An 18,586-nucleotide genomic window follows, 5' to 3' on the forward strand; every position below is an offset into this window, starting at 1 on the left:
AAAACGACATTTCCCTGCCTTTTGCCGACCGGGCACAGCCTTTGCAAAACACCCTTCAGTAGTCCGCATCTGCCAACCAAAAAAATTCATAAGTTCATGGAGATCGCACAATGAAGCGTCGTAGCTTGATCAAGGCTTTCACACTCTCGGCAAGCATTGCCGCGATGGGCATGACCTGGACCGTCCAGGCCGCCGAGACCATCAAGGTCGGGATTCTGCATTCGTTGTCCGGCACCATGGCGATCTCCGAAACGTCGCTCAAAGACATGGCCTTGATGACCATCGACGAGATCAACGCCAAGGGCGGCGTGAACGGCAAGATGCTGGAACCGGTGGTGGTGGACCCTGCGTCGAACTGGCCGCTGTTCGCCGAAAAGGGCCGGCAGTTGCTGACTCAGGACAAGGTGGCCGTGGTGTTCGGCTGCTGGACGTCGGTGTCGCGTAAATCGGTGTTGCCGGTGTTCGAAGAGCTCAACGGCTTGCTGTTCTACCCGGTGCAGTACGAAGGCGAAGAGATGTCGCCGAACGTGTTCTACACCGGCGCCGCGCCAAACCAGCAGGCGATTCCCGCCGTTGAATACCTGATGAGCGAAGAAGGTGGCAGCGCCAAGCGTTACTTCCTGCTCGGCACCGACTACGTCTACCCGCGCACCACCAACAAAATCCTGCGCTCGTTCCTGCACTCCAAAGGCGTGGCGGACAAGGACATCGAAGAGGTCTACACCCCGTTCGGCCACGCCGATTACCAGACCATCGTCGCCAACATCAAAAAATTCTCCGCCGGCGGCAAGACGGCCGTCATCTCGACCGTCAACGGCGACTCCAACGTGCCGTTCTATAAAGAGCTGGCCAACCAGGGCCTGAAAGCCACCGACGTTCCGGTCGTGGCGTTCTCCGTCGGCGAAGAAGAACTGCGCGGCATCGACACCAAACCGCTGGTGGGCAACCTTGCGGCGTGGAACTACTTCGAATCGGTCGAGAACCCGCAGAACGCGAAATTCGTCGCCGACTGGAAAGCCTACGCCAAGAAACACAACCTGCCGGGCGCCGACAAAGCGGTGACCAACGACCCGATGGAAGCCACCTACGTCGGCATTCACATGTGGGCGCAAGCGGCGGAAAAAGCCAAGTCCACCGACGTCGACAAAGTCCGCGAAGCCCTCGCCGGCCAGACCTTTGCCGCGCCGTCCGGCTACACCCTGACCATGGACAAGACCAATCACCACCTGCACAAACCGGTGATGATCGGCGAGATCCAGGCCGATGGTCAGTTCAACGTGGTGTGGCAGACCGAAGGCCCGATCCGCGCCCAGCCGTGGAGCCCGTTTATCGATGGCAACGACAAGAAGCCGGATTATGCGATGAAGAGCAACTAAGCCACTGGATGTCGGGCCTGGGCATGGAGCCCAGGCCCGACATAAATCCCTGTGGGAGCTGGCTTGCCTGCGATGGCATCACCTCGGAGCATCAGACACACCGAGTCGTCTGCATCGCAGGCACGCCAGCTCCCACAATGTCCGTGTCAAGGCGACTACCTATGCCCTCCGCCCTTTATCGTCTGATTCTCGCCATTGCGCTTTTGCTGCCGGCAACCTCCTTTGCCAGCGACACCGAAGACTTCGTCGCCGCCACCCCCGTGCAGCAAGCCAAACTGCTGGAAGCCTGGGCCGCGCAGCCCGACCCGGCCCGTATCGAACTGATCAACGCCCTGCAACAAGGCGAACTGACTGTCGACGGCCAAACCAAAACCCTGCGCCTGAACAATCGCCTGCGCGGCCTGATCGACACCGCACTGGCCAGCCATCAACTGCTCGCCGCCGACCCAAAAACCCGTCTGGCCGCCGCGCAGCAACTGCAGAAAAGCGCCAAACCCGCACAGCTGACATTCCTCGACCAGCAACTGGCCGGCGAAAAAGACGAAAGCGTCCACGCCGCCCTCAGCCTCACCCTGGCCAACCTGCAACTGGTCGACACCGACCCCGCCGTGCGCCTCGCCGCGGTGCGTTTGCTCGGTGAAACCGGCGACCCGCTCGCCCGTACCCGCCTCGAAACCTTGCTCGAACCGGGCGTCGAAGCCGACGTCGCCGTGCGCACCGCCGCCGAAACCAGCCTCGCCCAAGTCAAACGCAAACTGCTGATCGGCGAGTTGCTCGGCCAGGCCTTCAGCGGCATGTCCCTCGGTTCGATCCTGCTGCTCGCCGCCCTCGGTCTGGCGATCACGTTCGGCCTGCTCGGCGTGATCAACATGGCCCACGGCGAGATGCTGATGCTCGGCGCGTACTCGACGTATGTGGTGCAGATGATGTTCCAGCGCTACGCCCCGCAAGCCATCGAGTTCTACCCGCTGATCGCGTTGCCAGTCGCATTCTTCGTCACCGCCGCCATCGGCATGGCGCTGGAGCGCACGGTGATTCGTCACCTCTACGGCCGCCCATTGGAAACCTTGCTCGCCACCTGGGGCATCAGCCTGATGCTGATTCAGCTGGTGCGCCTGGTGTTCGGCGCGCAGAACGTTGAAGTAGCCAACCCGGCGTGGTTGTCGGGCGGGATTCAAGTGCTGCCCAACCTCGTGCTGCCGTACAACCGCATCGTGATCATCGCGTTTGCGCTGTTTGTGGTGGTGCTGACCTGGCTGCTGCTGAACAAGACGCGCCTGGGTTTGAATGTGCGCGCCGTCACCCAGAATCGCAACATGGCCGCCTGCTGTGGCGTGCCGACCGGGCGCGTGGACATGCTCGCCTTCGGTCTCGGCTCGGGCATCGCCGGCCTCGGTGGCGTGGCGCTGAGCCAGATCGGCAACGTCGGCCCGGACCTCGGCCAAAGCTACATCATCGACTCGTTCCTGGTGGTGGTGCTCGGCGGTGTCGGCCAGTTGGCCGGTAGCGTGCTCGCCGCGTTCGGCCTCGGTATCGCCAACAAAATTCTCGAACCGCAGATCGGCGCCGTGCTCGGCAAGATCCTGATCCTCGCGCTGATCATTCTGTTCATCCAGAAGCGTCCGCAAGGCCTCTTCGCACTGAAAGGACGGGTGATCGACTGATGAACCAGCCCCTGCTCGTTACCGCTACACAAAAAGCCGGCCCCACAGTCACGATCGCGGTCGGCGCGGTGATTCTCGCGCTGCTGCTGGCGTTGCCGCTGCTGTCGCTGTTGTCGCCGATCAGTGTGTTTCACGTCTCGGCCTACACCCTGACGCTGGTGGGCAAGATTCTTTGCTACGCCATCGTCGCGCTGGCGCTGGACCTGGTCTGGGGATACGCCGGCCTGCTGTCCCTCGGCCACGGCCTGTTCTTCGCCCTCGGCGGTTACGCGATGGGCATGTACTTGATGCGCCAGGCCTCGGGCGATGGCTTGCCGGCGTTCATGACCTTCCTGTCGTGGACCGAATTGCCGTGGTACTGGACCGGCACCAGCAGCTTCCTCTGGGCCATGTGCCTGGTGGTATTGGCGCCGGGATTGCTGGCGCTGGTGTTCGGCTTCTTCGCCTTCCGCTCGCGGATCAAGGGCGTGTATTTCTCGATCATGACCCAGGCCCTGACCTTCGCTGGAATGCTGCTGTTCTTCCGCAACGAGACCGGGTTTGGCGGCAACAACGGCTTCACCAATTTCCGCACCATTCTCGGTTTCGGCATCACCGAACCCGGCACTCGCGCCGTGCTGTTTTTCGCCACGGTGGTGTTGCTGGTGGCAAGCCTGTTCATCGGCTGGCGCCTGGCGCAGAGCAAGTTCGGCCGGGTGCTGACCGCACTGCGCGATGCGGAAAACCGCCTGATGTTCTGCGGCTACGACCCGCGCGGTTTCAAGCTGTTTGTCTGGGTGTTGAGTGCGGTGTTGTGCGGTCTGGCCGGGGCGTTGTACGTGCCGCAGGTCGGGATCATCAACCCGAGTGAAATGTCGCCGACCAACTCGATTGAAGCGGCGGTCTGGGTGGCCCTTGGTGGTCGCGGCACGCTGATCGGTCCACTGCTGGGTGCCGGCGTGGTCAACGGCATGAAGAGCTGGTTCACCGTGGCGTTCCCGGAGTACTGGCTGTTCTTCCTCGGTGCCCTGTTCATCGTCGTGACCTTGTACCTGCCGAAGGGCGTGATCGGTCTGCTGAAGAAAAGGGGCGAACAATGAGAATCACACCCACGGCGGAATTCATGCTCGAACCAGCCTTTTTTCCCGTAGAGCCAAACAAGGACGCCGGCACCAGCCGCGACGCCATCAGTCACGGCCAACGCGTCGGCCCCGGCCTCGACACCCGCCACGGCACGATCCTGACCCTGGAAGACATCAGCGTCAGCTTCGACGGCTTCAAGGCGCTGAACAACCTGAACCTGTACATCGGCGTCGGCGAGTTGCGCTGCATCATCGGCCCCAATGGCGCGGGCAAGACCACGCTGATGGACGTGATCACCGGCAAGACCCGGCCAAGCCACGGCAAGGCCTGGTTCGGTGAAACCCTGGACCTGACGCAGATGAGCGAAGTGCAGATCGCCCAGGCCGGTATCGGTCGCAAGTTTCAGAAGCCGACGGTGTTCGAAGCGTTGAGCGTGTTCGAGAACCTGGAGCTGGCGCAGAAAACCGACAAATCAGTGTGGGCCAGCCTGCGTGCGCGCCTTACTGGTGAGCAGAAAGATCGCATCACTGACGTGCTGGAAACCATTCGCCTGACCACGTCGGTCAATCGGCCGGCGGGGTTGTTGTCCCACGGTCAGAAGCAGTTTCTGGAGATCGGCATGCTGCTGATGCAAGACCCGCAACTGCTGCTGCTCGACGAGCCGGTGGCGGGCATGACTGACGCTGAAACCGAATTTACCGCGGAACTGTTCAAGACCCTGGCGGGCAAGCATTCGTTGATGGTGGTGGAACACGACATGGGGTTTGTGGGTTCGATTGCCGACCACGTCACCGTGTTGCACCAGGGCAGCGTGCTGGCGGAAGGGTCGCTGGAGCAGGTGCAGGCCGATGAGCGAGTGATCGAGGTGTATCTCGGTCGCTGAACCTGCACACGCAAAACCTGTGGGAGCTGGCTTGCCTGCGATGAGGCCAGCATATCCAACAATGACGTTGACTGTCCCACCCCCATCGCAGGCAAGCCAGCTCCCACAGGGTTCTGTGTGAAACAGAAGGAATTCAGCAATGCTGCAAGTCGACAAGCTGCACCAGTATTACGGCGGTAGCCACATCCTGCGCGGCCTGACGTTTGACGTGAAAGTCGGCGAAGTCACCTGCCTGCTCGGACGCAACGGCGTCGGCAAAACCACCCTGCTCAAATGCCTGATGGGGTTGCTCCCGGCCAAGGAAGGTGCGGTGAACTGGGAAGGCAACCCGATCACAACCTTCAAGCCACATCAACGCGTGCATGCCGGGATCGCCTACGTGCCGCAGGGCCGCGAGATTTTCGGTCGGCTGACCGTCGAAGAAAACCTGCTGATGGGCCTGTCACGCTTCCCTGGCAGCGAAGCCAAGGAAGTCCCGGCGTTCATCTACGAGCTGTTCCCGGTGCTGCTGCAAATGAAGCAACGGCGCGGCGGTGACTTGTCCGGCGGTCAACAACAGCAATTGGCGATCGGCCGGGCGCTGGCCAGCCGTCCTCGCCTGTTGATCCTCGATGAGCCCACCGAAGGCATCCAGCCATCGGTGATCAAGGAAATCGGTGCGGTGATCAAGAAGCTCGCGGCTCGGGGCGACATGGCGATTTTGCTGGTGGAACAGTTCTACGATTTCGCCGCCGAACTGGCCGATCAATACCTGGTGATGTCCCGGGGTGAGATCGTGCAACAGGGTCGCGGTGAACATATGGAAGCCGAAGGTGTGCGCGGTCTAGTCACGATTTAAGGCTACGATCTAATCTGTAGCGTCCTAACGATAATTAGAAACTATGAATGTACCTCTTCCTGCTGTCCTGTTTACCCCGAGCTGGCACGCCGAGCTGGAGCTGGGCTATGCCCGTTTCGGCGACAGCACGCGTCCGGTCCAGCGCCGCCACAAAGGCCCGCTGCGGGTGCAAAAGCACTTGTATGCCGAAGGCCCCGAGGTCTGTCAGCACATCATCGTGCACCCGCCGGGCGGGATTGCAGGCGGTGATCGGCTGGACATTTCGGCCCGTGTCGGCGCGAAGGCCTGGGCGCAAATCACCAGCCCCGGCGCGGCCAAGTGGTACCGCGCGGCAGGCCCGGCCTATCAGCAACTGGATCTGAAAGTCGCGGCTGGCGGAACGCTGGAGTGGTTGCCGCAGGAGACGATTATCTTCAGCGATGCCCAGGCCGAATTGAGCACCTCGATTGAGCTGGAAGGTGACGCGCGGCTGTTCTACTGGGACGTTGTGGCGCTGGGTCGCCCGGCCAGTGGCGAGCGTTTTGACCTCGGGCATTTCCAGGCGCGGCTGGACATTCGCCGCGACGGCCAGTTGCTCTGGCACGAACGCCAGCGCATTGTCGGGAATGACGGGTTGCTGGATTCGCCGATTGGTCTTGATGGTCAACCGGTGTTTGCGACGTTGCTGGTCACCGGGGAGATCGACAGTGAACAGCTGGAAACCTGTCGATCGCTACCCAATGACGTACGCGGGGATTTGACCCAGTTGCCGGGGCTGTTGGTGGCCCGGTGCCTGGCCAGTGAAGCGCTGTTGGCGCGCGGCTGGTTGATTGAATTGTGGCGATTGCTCAGGCCTGCGCTGCTTGGCCGGGAAGCGGTCCCACCGAGAATATGGAGCACCTGAAACACGATCCCACAGGGGATTGGTGTTTACAGATCTGAAATTTTTTATCTGCCCAGATGGATTCCAACGATGGACCTGACACCACGCGAAAAAGACAAGCTGCTGATCTTCACCGCCGGCCTCGTGGCCGAGCGGCGTTTGGCGCGCGGCGTGAAACTCAATTACCCGGAAGCCATGGCCTACATCTCCGCCGCCCTGCTCGAAGGTGCGCGTGACGGCCAGACCGTGGCCGACTTGATGCACTTCGGCACCACGCTGCTGACCCGCGAACAAGTCATGGAAGGGATTCCAGAAATGATCCCGGAGATCCAGGTTGAAGCGACGTTCCCCGACGGCACCAAGCTGGTCACCGTCCACCAACCCATCGCCTGAGGAGCCGCCATGACTTACCACATCCGTGACGCCGTGCATGCCGACTTGCCGGCGATCCGCGACATCTACAACGACGCGGTGCTCAACACCACGGCGATCTGGAATGAACAGGCCGTTGATCTCGGCAATCGCCAGGCCTGGTTCAGCGCCCGGCAAGCCCAGGGTTATCCGATTCTGGTGATTGTCGACGGTGACAACAGCGTGCTGGGCTACGCTTCATTTGGTGACTGGCGGCCTTTCGATGGTTTCCGCCACACCGTCGAGCACTCAGTGTACGTGCGCAGCGATCAGCGCGGTAACGGCCTCGGCCCGAAACTGATGACGGTGCTGATCGAACGCGCCAAAGGTTGCGACAAGCATGTGATGGTCGCTGCCATCGAAAGCGGCAACGCCGCTTCCATTCGTCTGCATGACCGCGTCGGGTTCATCACCACCGGGCAAATGCCCCAAGTGGGCACCAAGTTCGGCCGCTGGCTGGACCTGACCTTCATGCAACTGACCCTCAATCCCGGCGCGCAGCCGCCTGTCGCCAGCAAGGAGTAACGCCCGATGAACGCCGCCCAACTGCGACGCGTCAATGTTGAAAGCTTTGCGCACTACCGCCAGGGTTTGATTGATCTGCTGCTCGACGCCGTGGGTTATGGCGCCAGCGTCGGGTTCATGGCCAATCTGGACGCGACTCAGGCCCGCGCCTATTTCGATGAAGTCCAGGAGAACCTGAACAAGGGCAGCGTGCTGCTGTGGGTGGTGGTTCGCGACGAACAAGTGGAAGCCAGTGTGCAACTGACCCTGTGCCAGAAAGCCAATGGCCTGAACCGCGCCGAAGTGCAAAAACTGCTGGTGCGTGAACACGCGCGTCGTCGTGGTCTGGGCCAACAGTTGATGAGCGCGCTGGAACAGGCCGCGCTCCAGCACAAGCGCGGCATGCTCTACCTCGACACCGAAGCCGGCTCCCCCGCCGAAGATTTCTATAAGGCATTGGGTTATACCCGGGCGGGCGAGATCCCCGACTACGCGTGCGACCCGAGCGGGCGCTACAAACCGACCGCGCTCTACTACAAGATTCTGCAAGGAGCCCATTGATGATTCCCGGTGAATACCAGATCCAGCCCGGCGACATCGAACTCAACGTTGGCCGCCGCACCGTCAGTCTGAAGGTAGCCAACAGCGGCGACCGGCCGATCCAGGTCGGCTCGCATTACCACTTTTTCGAAACCAACGACGCCTTGACCTTCGACCGCACCGCCAGCCGCGGCATGCGCCTGAACATCCCGGCGGGCACCGCGGTGCGTTTTGAGCCGGGACAAAGTCGCGAGGTCGAGCTGGTCGATCTGGCCGGGCATCGCCGGGTGTTCGGGTTTGCCGGCAGGATCATGGGTGACCTCGACTGATTACTGCAGTGCGTCCAAAAAGATCGCAGCCTCGTTTCACTCGACAGCGGCTACAAGACCGCGTGCAACCACAAACGTGTGTGAGCACCTGTAGGAGCTGTCGAGCGCAGCGAGGCTGCGATAGCGAGCTATGCGAGCGGTCTCAAAAACAATCGAATCCCAAGGCAAGCCCATGAAAATTTCTAAACAGGCCTACGCCGACATGTTCGGCCCCACCGTCGGCGACAAGGTTCGCCTCGCCGACACCGAACTGTGGATTGAAGTCGAAAAAGACTTCACCACCTACGGCGAAGAAGTGAAATTCGGCGGCGGCAAAGTCATCCGCGATGGCCAGGGCCAAAGCCAACTGTTGGCCGCAGACGTCGTCGACACGGTGATCACCAACGCGCTGATTATCGACCACTGGGGCATTGTCAAAGCCGACGTCGGCCTCAAGAATGGCCGCGTGGCGGGCATCGGCAAGGCCGGCAACCCGGACGTGCAGCCGAACGTGACCATCGCCATCGGCGCCGGTACCGAAGTCATCGCCGGTGAAGGGATGATTCTCACCGCTGGCGGCATCGACACCCACATCCACTTCATTTGCCCACAGCAAATCGAAGAGGCGCTGATGAGCGGCGTCACCACCATGATCGGCGGCGGCACCGGCCCGGCGACGGGCACCAACGCGACGACCTGCACCTCCGGGCCGTGGCACCTGGCGCGCATGCTTCAGGCCGCCGACGCGTTCCCGATGAACATCGGCCTCACCGGCAAGGGCAACGCCAGCCTGCCGGAGCCCTTGATCGAACAGGTCAAGGCCGGCGCCATCGGCCTCAAACTGCATGAAGACTGGGGCACCACGCCGGCGAGCATCGACAACTGCCTGAGCGTCGCCGACCAGTACGACGTGCAGGTGGCGATCCACACCGACACCCTCAACGAATCCGGCTTCGTCGAAACCACCCTCGCCGCGTTCAAAGGCCGCACCATCCACACCTACCACACTGAAGGTGCGGGCGGCGGTCATGCCCCGGACATCATCAAGGCCTGCGGCTTTGCCAATGTGCTGCCGAGCTCGACCAACCCGACACGGCCGTTCACCCGCAACACCATCGACGAGCACCTCGACATGTTGATGGTCTGCCATCACCTGGACCCGAGCATTGCCGAAGACGTGGCCTTCGCCGAAAGCCGTATCCGCCGCGAGACGATTGCCGCCGAAGACATCCTCCACGACCTCGGCGCGTTCTCGATGATCAGCTCCGACAGCCAGGCCATGGGCCGCGTTGGCGAGGTCATCACGCGCACCTGGCAAACCGCCGACAAGATGAAAAAGCAACGCGGCCCACTACTCGGTGATGGCGAAGGCAACGACAACTTCCGCGCCAAGCGCTACATCGCCAAGTACACCATCAACCCGGCGATCACCCATGGCATCAGCCATGAAGTGGGCTCGGTCGAAGTGGGTAAATGGGCGGATCTGGTGCTGTGGCGGCCGGCGTTTTTTGGCGTCAAGCCGACCTTGATCCTCAAGGGCGGAGCTATTGCGGCCAGCCTGATGGGCGACGCCAATGCGTCAATTCCGACGCCGCAACCGGTGCATTACCGCCCGATGTTTGCCAGCTACGGCGGTTCGTTGCACGCCACCAGCCTGACCTTTATCAGCCAGGCCGCGCAGGAGGCGGGCCTGCCTGAGGCGTTGGGGTTGAAGAAAAAAATCGCAGTGGTCAAAGGGTGCCGCGAGGTGCAGAAAACCGACTTGATTCACAACGATTACCTGCCGACGATCGATGTCGACCCACAGACCTATCAAGTCAAAGCCGACGGCGTGCTGCTCTGGTGTGAGCCCGCGGATGTGCTGCCGATGGCCCAGCGATATTTCCTGTTTTGATCGTTCGATCGGTCTGATCATTCCCGGGGACCTGGCGTACCCGTTCCCCGGGAAAGCAGCAATCAAACGTCCGGCTGTACGACAAACGGGACCTCTACCCTTTGCAGTTTTGCGCGGTCGATCGCCTGTTGGGTGAAGGTTTTGAGCAACTCCTTTTTGTCTTCATCGATTGCATTCAGCTCAGCAGCATAGTCTGCGTCGGTCATGACACGGCCCGGCGCAAAATCGCTTTCCGGTTTGCCCAGTTCAGCGCCAAGCACCCTGAGCTCTTCCTTCAACCGAGCCTTTTGCTCAAGGGAAAGCGTTGTGTCATTCGCACGCTGGTCCAATGCCATATAGAAGTCTGTCGTGACATCGATCCGGCGCCTGAACCCTTTGAAAGCCCGTCGGTTGACCCCTTCGACGTAGGCTGCCCAGAACGGCTGATCGACAAGCAAATCACCGAGCAGCTCACCTTCCTCAAGGTCGAGCACACGCAGGTAAGCATTGTCGATCATCGCCGAGGTGACACCCGCGATCCCTCTGAATTGCATGTTTCGAGACTGCCAGGGCAAGTCCAGCCGTTCGGCAAGATCGGTCATGAACGCCAGGTGAACTTCCACCTCATCGATCGTGCCCATCACCTCCCCCATGGCATTGACACGCCTGAACGCCTCGCCCATCGCCTCGCGTTCGGAAATGGTTTTGCGGGCAATCCTGCTCAGTTCATCCAGACGTGACTTGCCTCGCGCCAGCGTAACCAGCTCACCTTCCACCAGCGAGGGATTGGCCAGTTCATACGCCTCATGAATCAGCACCTCCAGGCCCATGGCATTGAACAGCTGCGCGCCAGCATCGACGCACGCCGTGGGCACGGTGGTCATGGTGAAAAGTTTTTGCCGAAGCTCGGTGTTTTTCGACATCGCTTCGAGCATGCGCCAAACCTTGGCGGTCATATCGACCCGAAATCCGGTGTCGTGCTTGAAATGCCCCGACTCGGTGAGTTTGCGGATCTCGTTGAAAAAACCGACCGATCCGTGCTCATCTTCGACGCTGTTCCAGACCTCCTGTTTCGCCACCCATTCCGACCGTGTCATGCCCGCCTCCCAGTCGAGACTGTCACGCACACCGCGGGGTGGATATGGACGATCCGGGTCCATGCCGACGGATTCGATGGAGTCCCTGAGCGTCTGCAGATTGGCCTCCGCCAACCACTGCGGTTCCCGGCTCAGCAAGGTGCGCGCCAGCAATTCCGCCTGAGCAGAGCCAGGGGGCACTGCCGGAATGTGGGTGATTTCGTTGCGCTGCAAATCCAGGAAAAAATGCCGGAACCGCGGTTGTGCGAACAGCCCCTGCGGCCAGCCATGAATCCCGGTGTCCGCCAGGATCAGCGTGTGCAACCTTCTCATGCTGCCAATGTCCGGGGCTTGCCCCAACGGATTGCCAAACAGGTCCAGGACCTCAAGACGTGTCAGGTTACGCAGGTCCGCAACGCCTTGTGCGTCCAGGACAATACGGTTACCTCGCATGTTGAGTTCCGTCAGCGCGCGCATGCGGCGGATGGCACCGGGAACAGCGGAGAGCGCATTGCCGTTGACGTTGAGCGAACGCAGGCGGGGAAAATGATCGAGGAAGGAACTGTGTGCGTCGGTCAATTCGGTCAGGGTCAAATTGAGGCGCGTGACGTGATCGAAATTGCCTTCCAGGGCAGGCAGGGTGCGCAGATGACGCCCAAGCGGCATGTTTTCCAGGTCGAGCACCATGCCCTGCAAATGACCGAATGAATCCACATGGCGCAACCCGGTGTGCTGCCAGCATTCCCTGACCGCTTTGTACAAGGCGTTTCTGGATTGCCATTCGGCGACGCCGGCAGGGGTGAAGCTGTACGCGTGGGTCGGCGACTTCAACCAGCGTTGAAAGCTGGCATTGAGCCGATCGAATTCCGCTTCGAGTGCGCTGGCCCTCTGCTCCAGACTGAGTTCGCTGCCACTCACCTGCAGATAGGACAAGGCTTCGACCTCCGTCCATCCGGGGCGGACAACCCGCACCCGCTCTTGCGGCGTCATGGGCTCGTTGACTCGGCTTAGCCCATGAGCCACCCCGCGCATGCCGCCACGCAGGCGCATCGTGACGGGGTCATACGTCGGTTTGCGTACAGGGTTATCGCCAAGTAGCGCGCTGAACGTGTCCCGTGGCAATGGCGTTTTTTGAATGGCGATCTTGAGCGTGGCGCCTTGATTGACGTGATACCCCAGTGTGTTTCGTTCGGCATCCGGCAAAGCATGCAACACCGACGCATATAGATCATCGGCCCCGTGCAAATGCAGATCATCGGGATCGCGCGCCTGGTATTGGCCGTCCTCGCTGACCAGGATTCTGCGGTGGGTGGCGTCCGTCGAGCCGATGCTGTCGCGCAACCGCCCGTCGAATGAAAGCTCACGGATTTCGATCCGAACGTTTTCGGGCCACTCCGGCAGCGCTTGAATCGAGTGCAATGCCAGCCGTTCGGTGTCCACACCGAACGGCACGTCGAGAAAGAGCCCTTCATAAGCGCGCGCGGTTCGTATGGCCCGCAAGGCCACTCTCACCCGCTCCCTGAGTTGCAAGGGGATGCGCGACGGCTCGGTGAGGTTGAGCCGGTCTTGCGGCTCGATGTCGGCGAGCAATTCCCGGGCTACGGCCGTGGGGAGCCCATTGAACGCATCCTGAAGCACCTGCACCTGCGGGTTGTCGGTTTGCTGCAAACGGCGACTCAGCGCGTCAAACAGAGCTGCGCGGCGCTGGCTTGCTCGCCCGGCCAACAGGTTTTTCAAGGCTTCGATGCGGATTTGCTCGTCAGACGCAATGCCCTGTCCGAGCATCGCGTGAATGTCCGTCTCGTTCGCAAACTTCACCGCACGCTCCGGCAGTTTCCCTGATCGGACCTCGGCATGGCTGATCTGCAGCGTGTCGGCGGGCAGCGCATCGACGTTGCCCAATTTGATCGAGCGCCCGCTATGCCCGGGGCCGTCAAACAGCTCGATGCTTTTTTGCTCGGGCCATCTGGGCAATTCAACCAGCAACCGGGGCACCTGCTCGACGAACGCCTCCGGAACCTCATCGAGCCTTATCTGCCCGGGCAGTTTTTGCACCTCGGCCCAGGCCTGGAAACGTTCGATCGTGTCGGTCAGCAACGCAGGCGGCGGATCGCCGACGACATGCAACCGACGCAATTGATCCTCTTCCAGCCCACTGACGAGACGAATCTGCTCCAGGGTGTTATCAGAAAAGCCCTCGACCTTCGGTCCCAAGCGCCGCATGAGGGTGGTGGTGTCCCACTCGATGGGGCGGTCGAGTTCGGTCTTCCATGCGCCGGCACCGTTGTGCTCCAGTGTCGGCTGATAAGCCTTTGGCCGGGTCGGATGTTGCAGGCGTGGCTGACCGGTGCGTGGATCGTTGATGACGTCGAAATGTTTGTTGTCATGCTTCAGGATGTCTTTTTCCCTGTGCCGGTACAGGCCCTGCTCGTTTGGCTTCGCCTCGGTGGGCAACACCCTGTCTTGGGCGTAGGGCGAAAGGTCCGGGTTCCATAGGCGCGTCTGACCATCCGCCACTTCAACCTTTTTCAACCGGTCGATAAACGCCGACGGTTTGACAGACGGCGCCGCACCAGACGGCAAGACATGCCCGGCCGCCATAATGGCCAACTGCGCGAAATTGATCATGACACCGGTGAGATGGGCCGCCGCTTCCTCCTTGTCCCCTTTGCTCCAGTCTTCAATGCCTTCCAGGGTTTCGAAAGCCATTTGCCCGGCCATGATGGCCAGCATCGCTTCGCCCAGGCCGGGAACCAGCATGGCGCCAAAGTTGAACACGTTCCAGCCGATGTTCAGATAACTGGTCAGGCGATTCCAGCGGTTGGTGGCGTCTTCATCGCCGGTCGGCACAGCGATTTGCCGCGCGTCCGCAATCGCTTTCTCCCTGCGCCACAGACGGGTCTGCGCCCAGAGATCGCCTGAAAGGGTATGGGTGACAGGTTCTGCGTCGGCATTTTCAACGGCGGTCTCGCGCCACCATGGCCCCATGTCCAGCGGCTCGCGCTGTTTCCAGGTGAATGTCGAGAGGCGCTCGCGAACCCGGGCAAAGAACTTGCCCTGGTCTTTTTGCGCGACGAAACGACTGAAAAACTGTTGATAACCCGGCGAGCGCAATTGGCTCGTCAGTTCCTTCATGAAATCAGTGAAGGACTCGTATTCCTTGAAGGGGTGGTCGGGATCATCGGGGACATACGCAATCAGTGTTCCCTCCAGACGGCTTTGTTGATAAGCATCGTGGCGCTGCAACATGGCCTCGACAAGACCACTGGGGCCATTGGCGAAGAACGCCTGGAGCTGCTTGAACTGTTCAAACTCCTGCCCCGGGAGCAGTGCCAGACTTCGCGACCATTCGAGCATCGTTCGTTGATGCTCTGGAATCAGGGCGTCGTAGACTCTTTTGATTTTAGCGGGATCCGCCACGGCACTGAACAACACAATACCGGACAGCCTGAACCCCATGATCGAGAGCCGATGGCAATGCAGGGGACGACGCCCCATCAAAATGCCTGGTCCGTTGTCACGTATCTGCCGAAGTTTCCCGTAGCCATAGGACGTGACGTCCTTTTTCAGGTACGCGATCAGCGCCGACTCGTGGAACGCGGCTTTTTCACTGGCCGTGCATTGCCGCACGACGTTGGCTCTGGCCGTGACGTCCTCGGGCATCAGTAATGCCGTGAGGTGGCGCTGATATTGCGCACCGATATCGAGCGTCCGGCACAGGGACGCAAATCTTTCGACCGTCAGCGTATGCCGGTGAAGCTCGTTTTCGTCGTCCCTGGTGAAAATGCCCGAGCCACCGCGAAACGCGCCCACCTGCGTTTCGGGGGCCTCGAAATTGTGCAGGGCAGCTTCCAGCAACGACGATTGCCTGAGCCGACTGGCGTTGGTATCGATGCCAATAGCCAGATTGGCGGGGATGTACAGCCGGATCAGCGTCGCGTTGACGTCCAGTTCCAGATTCAACTGCTCTTTCAATGCCTGGACCAGCAAAGGCTCGGCAAAGGCAAGAATGTCCTGCTGCACGTTCTTCAGCGTATTGTCCAATGGCCCCTGAAGGCGCCAGTGCTCGTCGATCAACTCCTTGAGGTACTGGCGATCAATGGCCCTTGAATTGAAATACCACTCAGGAAACTCCGGTTTCGAATGGGCAAAGGCAACAAGGCGCGAGGCGGGTGCGTCTTTGACCAGCGGGGGCAGTTTACCCAGCAGATAATCACGATAAACAGTGCGCTCTGCGTCTCTTGCATGCAGGGCAATGACGGATCGATCCGCAGTGTCTGAACGTTCGTTCATTTCGCAAATCCTTATGCGATGAATTGAACCAACAGATTATTGGCTGGCGACGAAAACAAAAGATCAAAAAACAGCGCTGAAATCAGGCATACCTCAAAGTCGTATTCGATTTAAGAATTAAAAAAACAGGTAATTACCGCCCGGGCGCCAGACGAAAGTGCGCTACCGCGTAATGGTAGTTTTTAGCGGGCAGCAAAGGAGCTAAGATGCGCCAGACTTCCCATCAGGAAACCGGACATGCGCCTACCCGAATTCATCAGGCAACACGTAGACCGTATCGTCGATGAATGGGAGCAGTTCGCCAGTACCATTACCCCGGCGGCCGAGCACATGGACAAGGTCGCCTTGCGCGATCATGCCAAGGCCATTTTGCTGGCCGCGGCGCGGGACATGACCACCGCGCAAACCACCTGCGAACAGATGGCCAAGGCCAAGGGCGAAGGCCCGGAAAAAACCCCGAGCCTGGATGAAGCCGGCGCCAGCCATGGCGAACTGCGCCATACCGTGGGATTTGACCTGGTGCAGATGACCTCGGAATTCCGGCATCTGCGCGCCTGCGTGATCCGTTTGTGGGTCGATACCCTGGAATCACCGGACCTGACCTACTTCCAGGACATGATCCGTTTCAACGAAGCCGTCGACGAAGCCCTCGCCGAGTCCACTGCGGCCTATGCCGATCAGGTCAATCACTCACGGGACATCTTCCTGGCGATTCTCGGGCATGACCTGCGCGCACCGTTGCAAGCGGTGAGCATGTCCACTGAAATGCTGATGCGAAAAGTGGCGCTGGAAGGCGATGCACTCGCCTGCGCGAACAACATAAAGCGTGGCGCACGGCACATGGCGGTGATGGTCAGCGATTTGCTGGAGCTGGTGCGCAGCCGTTTGGGCAAAAGCCTGCCCATCGAGCCGGCGCCCATGGACCTGGCCGATGCCGCGGACGCGGCGATTGCCCAAGCCTGCGCCGGTAACCCGGAGTGCGATCCAACGCTAAAAGTCGTGGGGGACACCCAAGGTGTCTGGGATGCCGGGCGGATCGCTCAACTGTTGCAGAACCTGATCGGCAATGCCTTGCAGCACGGTTTGAACAAACGCGATGTGACCGTCACCGTGAGCGGGGAGCCTCAGGCGGTTCGCCTGACGGTGCACAACTTTGGCGTGCCGATTCCCGAGGAGGCCATTGGCACCGTCTTCGACCCACTGGTGCGCAGTGCCGACGAAGGACTGGGTCAGCCAACGACCAGCCTTGGCCTGGGGTTGTTTATCGTCAAGGAAGTGGTGAATGCCCATGGCGGGACGATAGAGGTCAGTTCGAACAAGACTGACGGGACACTGTTTACGGTGGTGTTGCCCCGGAACGGATAGGCAGGAATACCGCGTTATCGTTCTTCGCGAGCAGGCTCGCTCCCACAATAAACCGAGTTCATCCAGAAGGATGACCGCCCCTGCTCGCGAAAGCGGATTGACAGGCAATCGAGACCTACTCGACCACCAACCGCCCCAACCGTTGCTTCAACATCCGGTTCTCGGCCCGCAACTGCTGAACCTCTTCCAGCAGGTCCAGCGCCAAGGCAACGCCTTCCCACTCCAGCTCCAGGTCGCGCCGCAACTTCGCGGCGCGCTTGGCCAGTGACAGCTCGTAATCGTTGAAACGCCAATCCTTGGGCTGCTTGCCCTGAGGTTCGAGGATGCCGTGTTCGACGATTTCGATCACGTAGACGTCCGACAGGTCGGTCGCCTCACAGAATTCTGCCAGGTCCAGGTGAACGGTCAGGGGGGTGCTCATGATGGGCTACTCCGTCTCTTGGATCAGAAGTTTTCTCTTGGGTTGAACTCGGCTTTTTTCGCCAGTTCCTGCCACAACGCCTTGACCTCATCGTTCGAGGTTTTTGGCATGACCGCCTTCAATTGCACGAACAGGAAGCCACGCTCGCCCGCCTTGTTCAGCAGGCCGTGGCCCTTGGCACGCATGCGCTGGCCGTTCTGGCTGCCGGCCGGGACCTTGAGGTTGATCTTGCCGGTCAGGGTCGGCACCGCCACTTCAGTACCCAGCGCCAGTTCCCACGGTGCCAGCGGCAACGTGATGATCAGGTTCTCGCCTTCAACGTCGAATTTAGGGTGCGGCGCAAAGCGGATGATCAGGAACAGGTCGCCATTGGCGCCGCCACCGATCCCCGGGGCCCCTTGGCCCTTGAGGCGAATGCGCTCGCCGTCGGTCACACCGGCCGGGATCTTTACGTTCAGGCTCTTGGTGGTGTTGCTGACATGCTGGCCGGCCGCGTTGTACTGCGGCACCTGGAAGGTGACCTTCTTCGATTCGTTCGAGAGGCTTTCTTCCAGAAAAATTGCGAGTTCCATTTCCACGTCTTGCCCTCGACGTCCCGCACTGCGACGCGACTCTCCACCGCCAAAACCAGGCCCACGGTTACCGAAGATCGAACTGAAGAAGTCCGAAAAATCGCCCGTGTCCTGACCACCACCGAAACCACCGGCACCACGCCCCTGCCAACCTGGCGGGCCCTGGAACGGCTGGCCGTGCTGGCCGTATTTGCGCAAGTCGTCGTATTCGGCGCGTTTGTCGGCGCTTTTCAGCGCTTCATAGGCTTCCGAGGCGTCCTTGAATTTCGCCTCGGCGTCCTTTTCCTTGCTGACATCAGGGTGATATTTGCGCGCCAGCTTGCGATAGGCAGCCTTGATTGCCTTGTCGTCAGCGGTCGGTTCCACACCGAGAATCTTGTAATAGTCTTTGAAGTCCATCTAAGGATCACCATCCGTTATCAATTCGCGCAGCCACGCACAGCATGCTCCTGTTTGCAGCATTTGGATTGACCGATCTCAACTTTGTGACCGGGCGGCGCGTCAGAAGTTTATCGGCAGCGGGCGGCGGTTCTTGCGA

At 60.5% G+C, this 18,586-nt stretch carries 15 protein-coding genes; 12 read left to right on the forward strand and 3 right to left on the reverse strand.

Going from position 1 to position 18,586, the window contains the following annotated elements; all coding sequences use genetic code 11:
* Positions 1-110: 110 nt before the first annotated feature.
* From urtA to ureC, 11 genes are all read left to right on the forward strand, one after another.
* Positions 111-1,376, forward strand: coding sequence for an urea ABC transporter substrate-binding protein (urtA, locus tag D882_RS0103380; protein ID WP_027921927.1), 1,266 nt, complete (start codon positions 111-113; stop codon positions 1,374-1,376).
* Between the two features lie 161 nt (positions 1,377-1,537).
* Positions 1,538-3,040: an urea ABC transporter permease subunit UrtB gene (urtB, locus tag D882_RS0103385; RefSeq protein WP_027921928.1), complete on the forward strand. Its 1,503-nt coding sequence runs from the start codon at positions 1,538-1,540 to the stop codon at positions 3,038-3,040.
* On the forward strand, positions 3,040-4,119 hold the full coding sequence (gene urtC / locus D882_RS0103390) for an urea ABC transporter permease subunit UrtC (protein ID WP_027921929.1): 1,080 nt from the start codon (positions 3,040-3,042) through the stop codon (positions 4,117-4,119). Before urtB ends, urtC begins: the two co-directional genes overlap by 1 nt.
* On the forward strand, positions 4,116-4,985 hold the full coding sequence (urtD, locus tag D882_RS0103395; protein WP_027921930.1) for an urea ABC transporter ATP-binding protein UrtD: 870 nt from the start codon (positions 4,116-4,118) through the stop codon (positions 4,983-4,985). Before urtC ends, urtD begins: the two co-directional genes overlap by 4 nt.
* Before the next feature lie 139 nt (positions 4,986-5,124).
* Entirely contained in the window at positions 5,125-5,823 is a 699-nt protein-coding gene (gene urtE, locus D882_RS0103400; RefSeq protein ID WP_027921931.1) for an urea ABC transporter ATP-binding subunit UrtE, read from the forward strand.
* A 43-nt stretch (positions 5,824-5,866) separates the two neighbouring features.
* A complete protein-coding gene (locus D882_RS0103405) occupies positions 5,867-6,706 on the forward strand; it encodes an urease accessory protein UreD (RefSeq protein ID WP_027921932.1) in 840 nt (279 codons plus the stop codon).
* Positions 6,707-6,775: 69 nt separating this feature from the next.
* The gene (locus D882_RS0103410) at positions 6,776-7,078 is read left to right on the forward strand and encodes an urease subunit gamma (protein WP_007945249.1); all 303 of its coding nucleotides are present in this window, start codon (positions 6,776-6,778) and stop codon (positions 7,076-7,078) included.
* Between the two features lie 9 nt (positions 7,079-7,087).
* Positions 7,088-7,621 (forward strand): GNAT family N-acetyltransferase, encoded by a 534-nt coding sequence (locus D882_RS0103415; RefSeq protein WP_027921933.1) that lies wholly within the window; start codon positions 7,088-7,090, stop codon positions 7,619-7,621.
* 6 nt (positions 7,622-7,627) lie between these two features.
* The gene (locus D882_RS0103420) at positions 7,628-8,161 is read left to right on the forward strand and encodes a GNAT family N-acetyltransferase (protein WP_027921934.1); all 534 of its coding nucleotides are present in this window, start codon (positions 7,628-7,630) and stop codon (positions 8,159-8,161) included.
* The gene (locus tag D882_RS0103425; RefSeq protein ID WP_027921935.1) at positions 8,161-8,469 is read left to right on the forward strand and encodes an urease subunit beta; all 309 of its coding nucleotides are present in this window, start codon (positions 8,161-8,163) and stop codon (positions 8,467-8,469) included. The genes D882_RS0103420 and D882_RS0103425 overlap by 1 nt, the downstream gene beginning before the upstream one ends.
* Positions 8,470-8,641: 172 nt before the next feature.
* Entirely contained in the window at positions 8,642-10,342 is a 1,701-nt protein-coding gene (gene ureC / locus D882_RS0103430) for an urease subunit alpha (RefSeq protein WP_027921936.1), read from the forward strand.
* A gap of 62 nt (positions 10,343-10,404) precedes the next feature.
* Here ureC and D882_RS0103435 read toward each other — a convergent pair whose 3' ends face one another.
* Positions 10,405-15,690, reverse strand: coding sequence for an NEL-type E3 ubiquitin ligase domain-containing protein (locus D882_RS0103435; protein ID WP_027921937.1), 5,286 nt, complete (start codon positions 15,688-15,690; stop codon positions 10,405-10,407).
* 237 nt (positions 15,691-15,927) lie between these two features.
* Here D882_RS0103435 and D882_RS0103440 point away from each other — a divergent pair, with 237 nt between their 5' ends.
* Positions 15,928-17,055: a sensor histidine kinase KdpD gene (locus D882_RS0103440; protein WP_027921938.1), complete on the forward strand. Its 1,128-nt coding sequence runs from the start codon at positions 15,928-15,930 to the stop codon at positions 17,053-17,055.
* A 115-nt stretch (positions 17,056-17,170) separates the two neighbouring features.
* On the opposite strand, the gene D882_RS0103445 is transcribed toward D882_RS0103440, so the two are convergent.
* Positions 17,171-17,476 carry a chaperone modulator CbpM gene (locus tag D882_RS0103445; RefSeq protein ID WP_027921939.1) on the reverse strand — a complete coding sequence of 102 codons (306 nt, stop codon included), beginning with the start codon at positions 17,474-17,476 and terminating at the stop codon, positions 17,171-17,173.
* A 23-nt stretch (positions 17,477-17,499) separates the two neighbouring features.
* Positions 17,500-18,447, reverse strand: coding sequence for a DnaJ C-terminal domain-containing protein (locus tag D882_RS0103450; protein WP_027921940.1), 948 nt, complete (start codon positions 18,445-18,447; stop codon positions 17,500-17,502).
* Between the last annotated feature and the right edge of the window lie 139 nt (positions 18,448-18,586).

Source organism: Pseudomonas sp. URMO17WK12:I12 (assembly GCF_000514395.1).
Lineage (GTDB): Bacteria > Pseudomonadota > Gammaproteobacteria > Pseudomonadales > Pseudomonadaceae > Aquipseudomonas > Aquipseudomonas mucoides.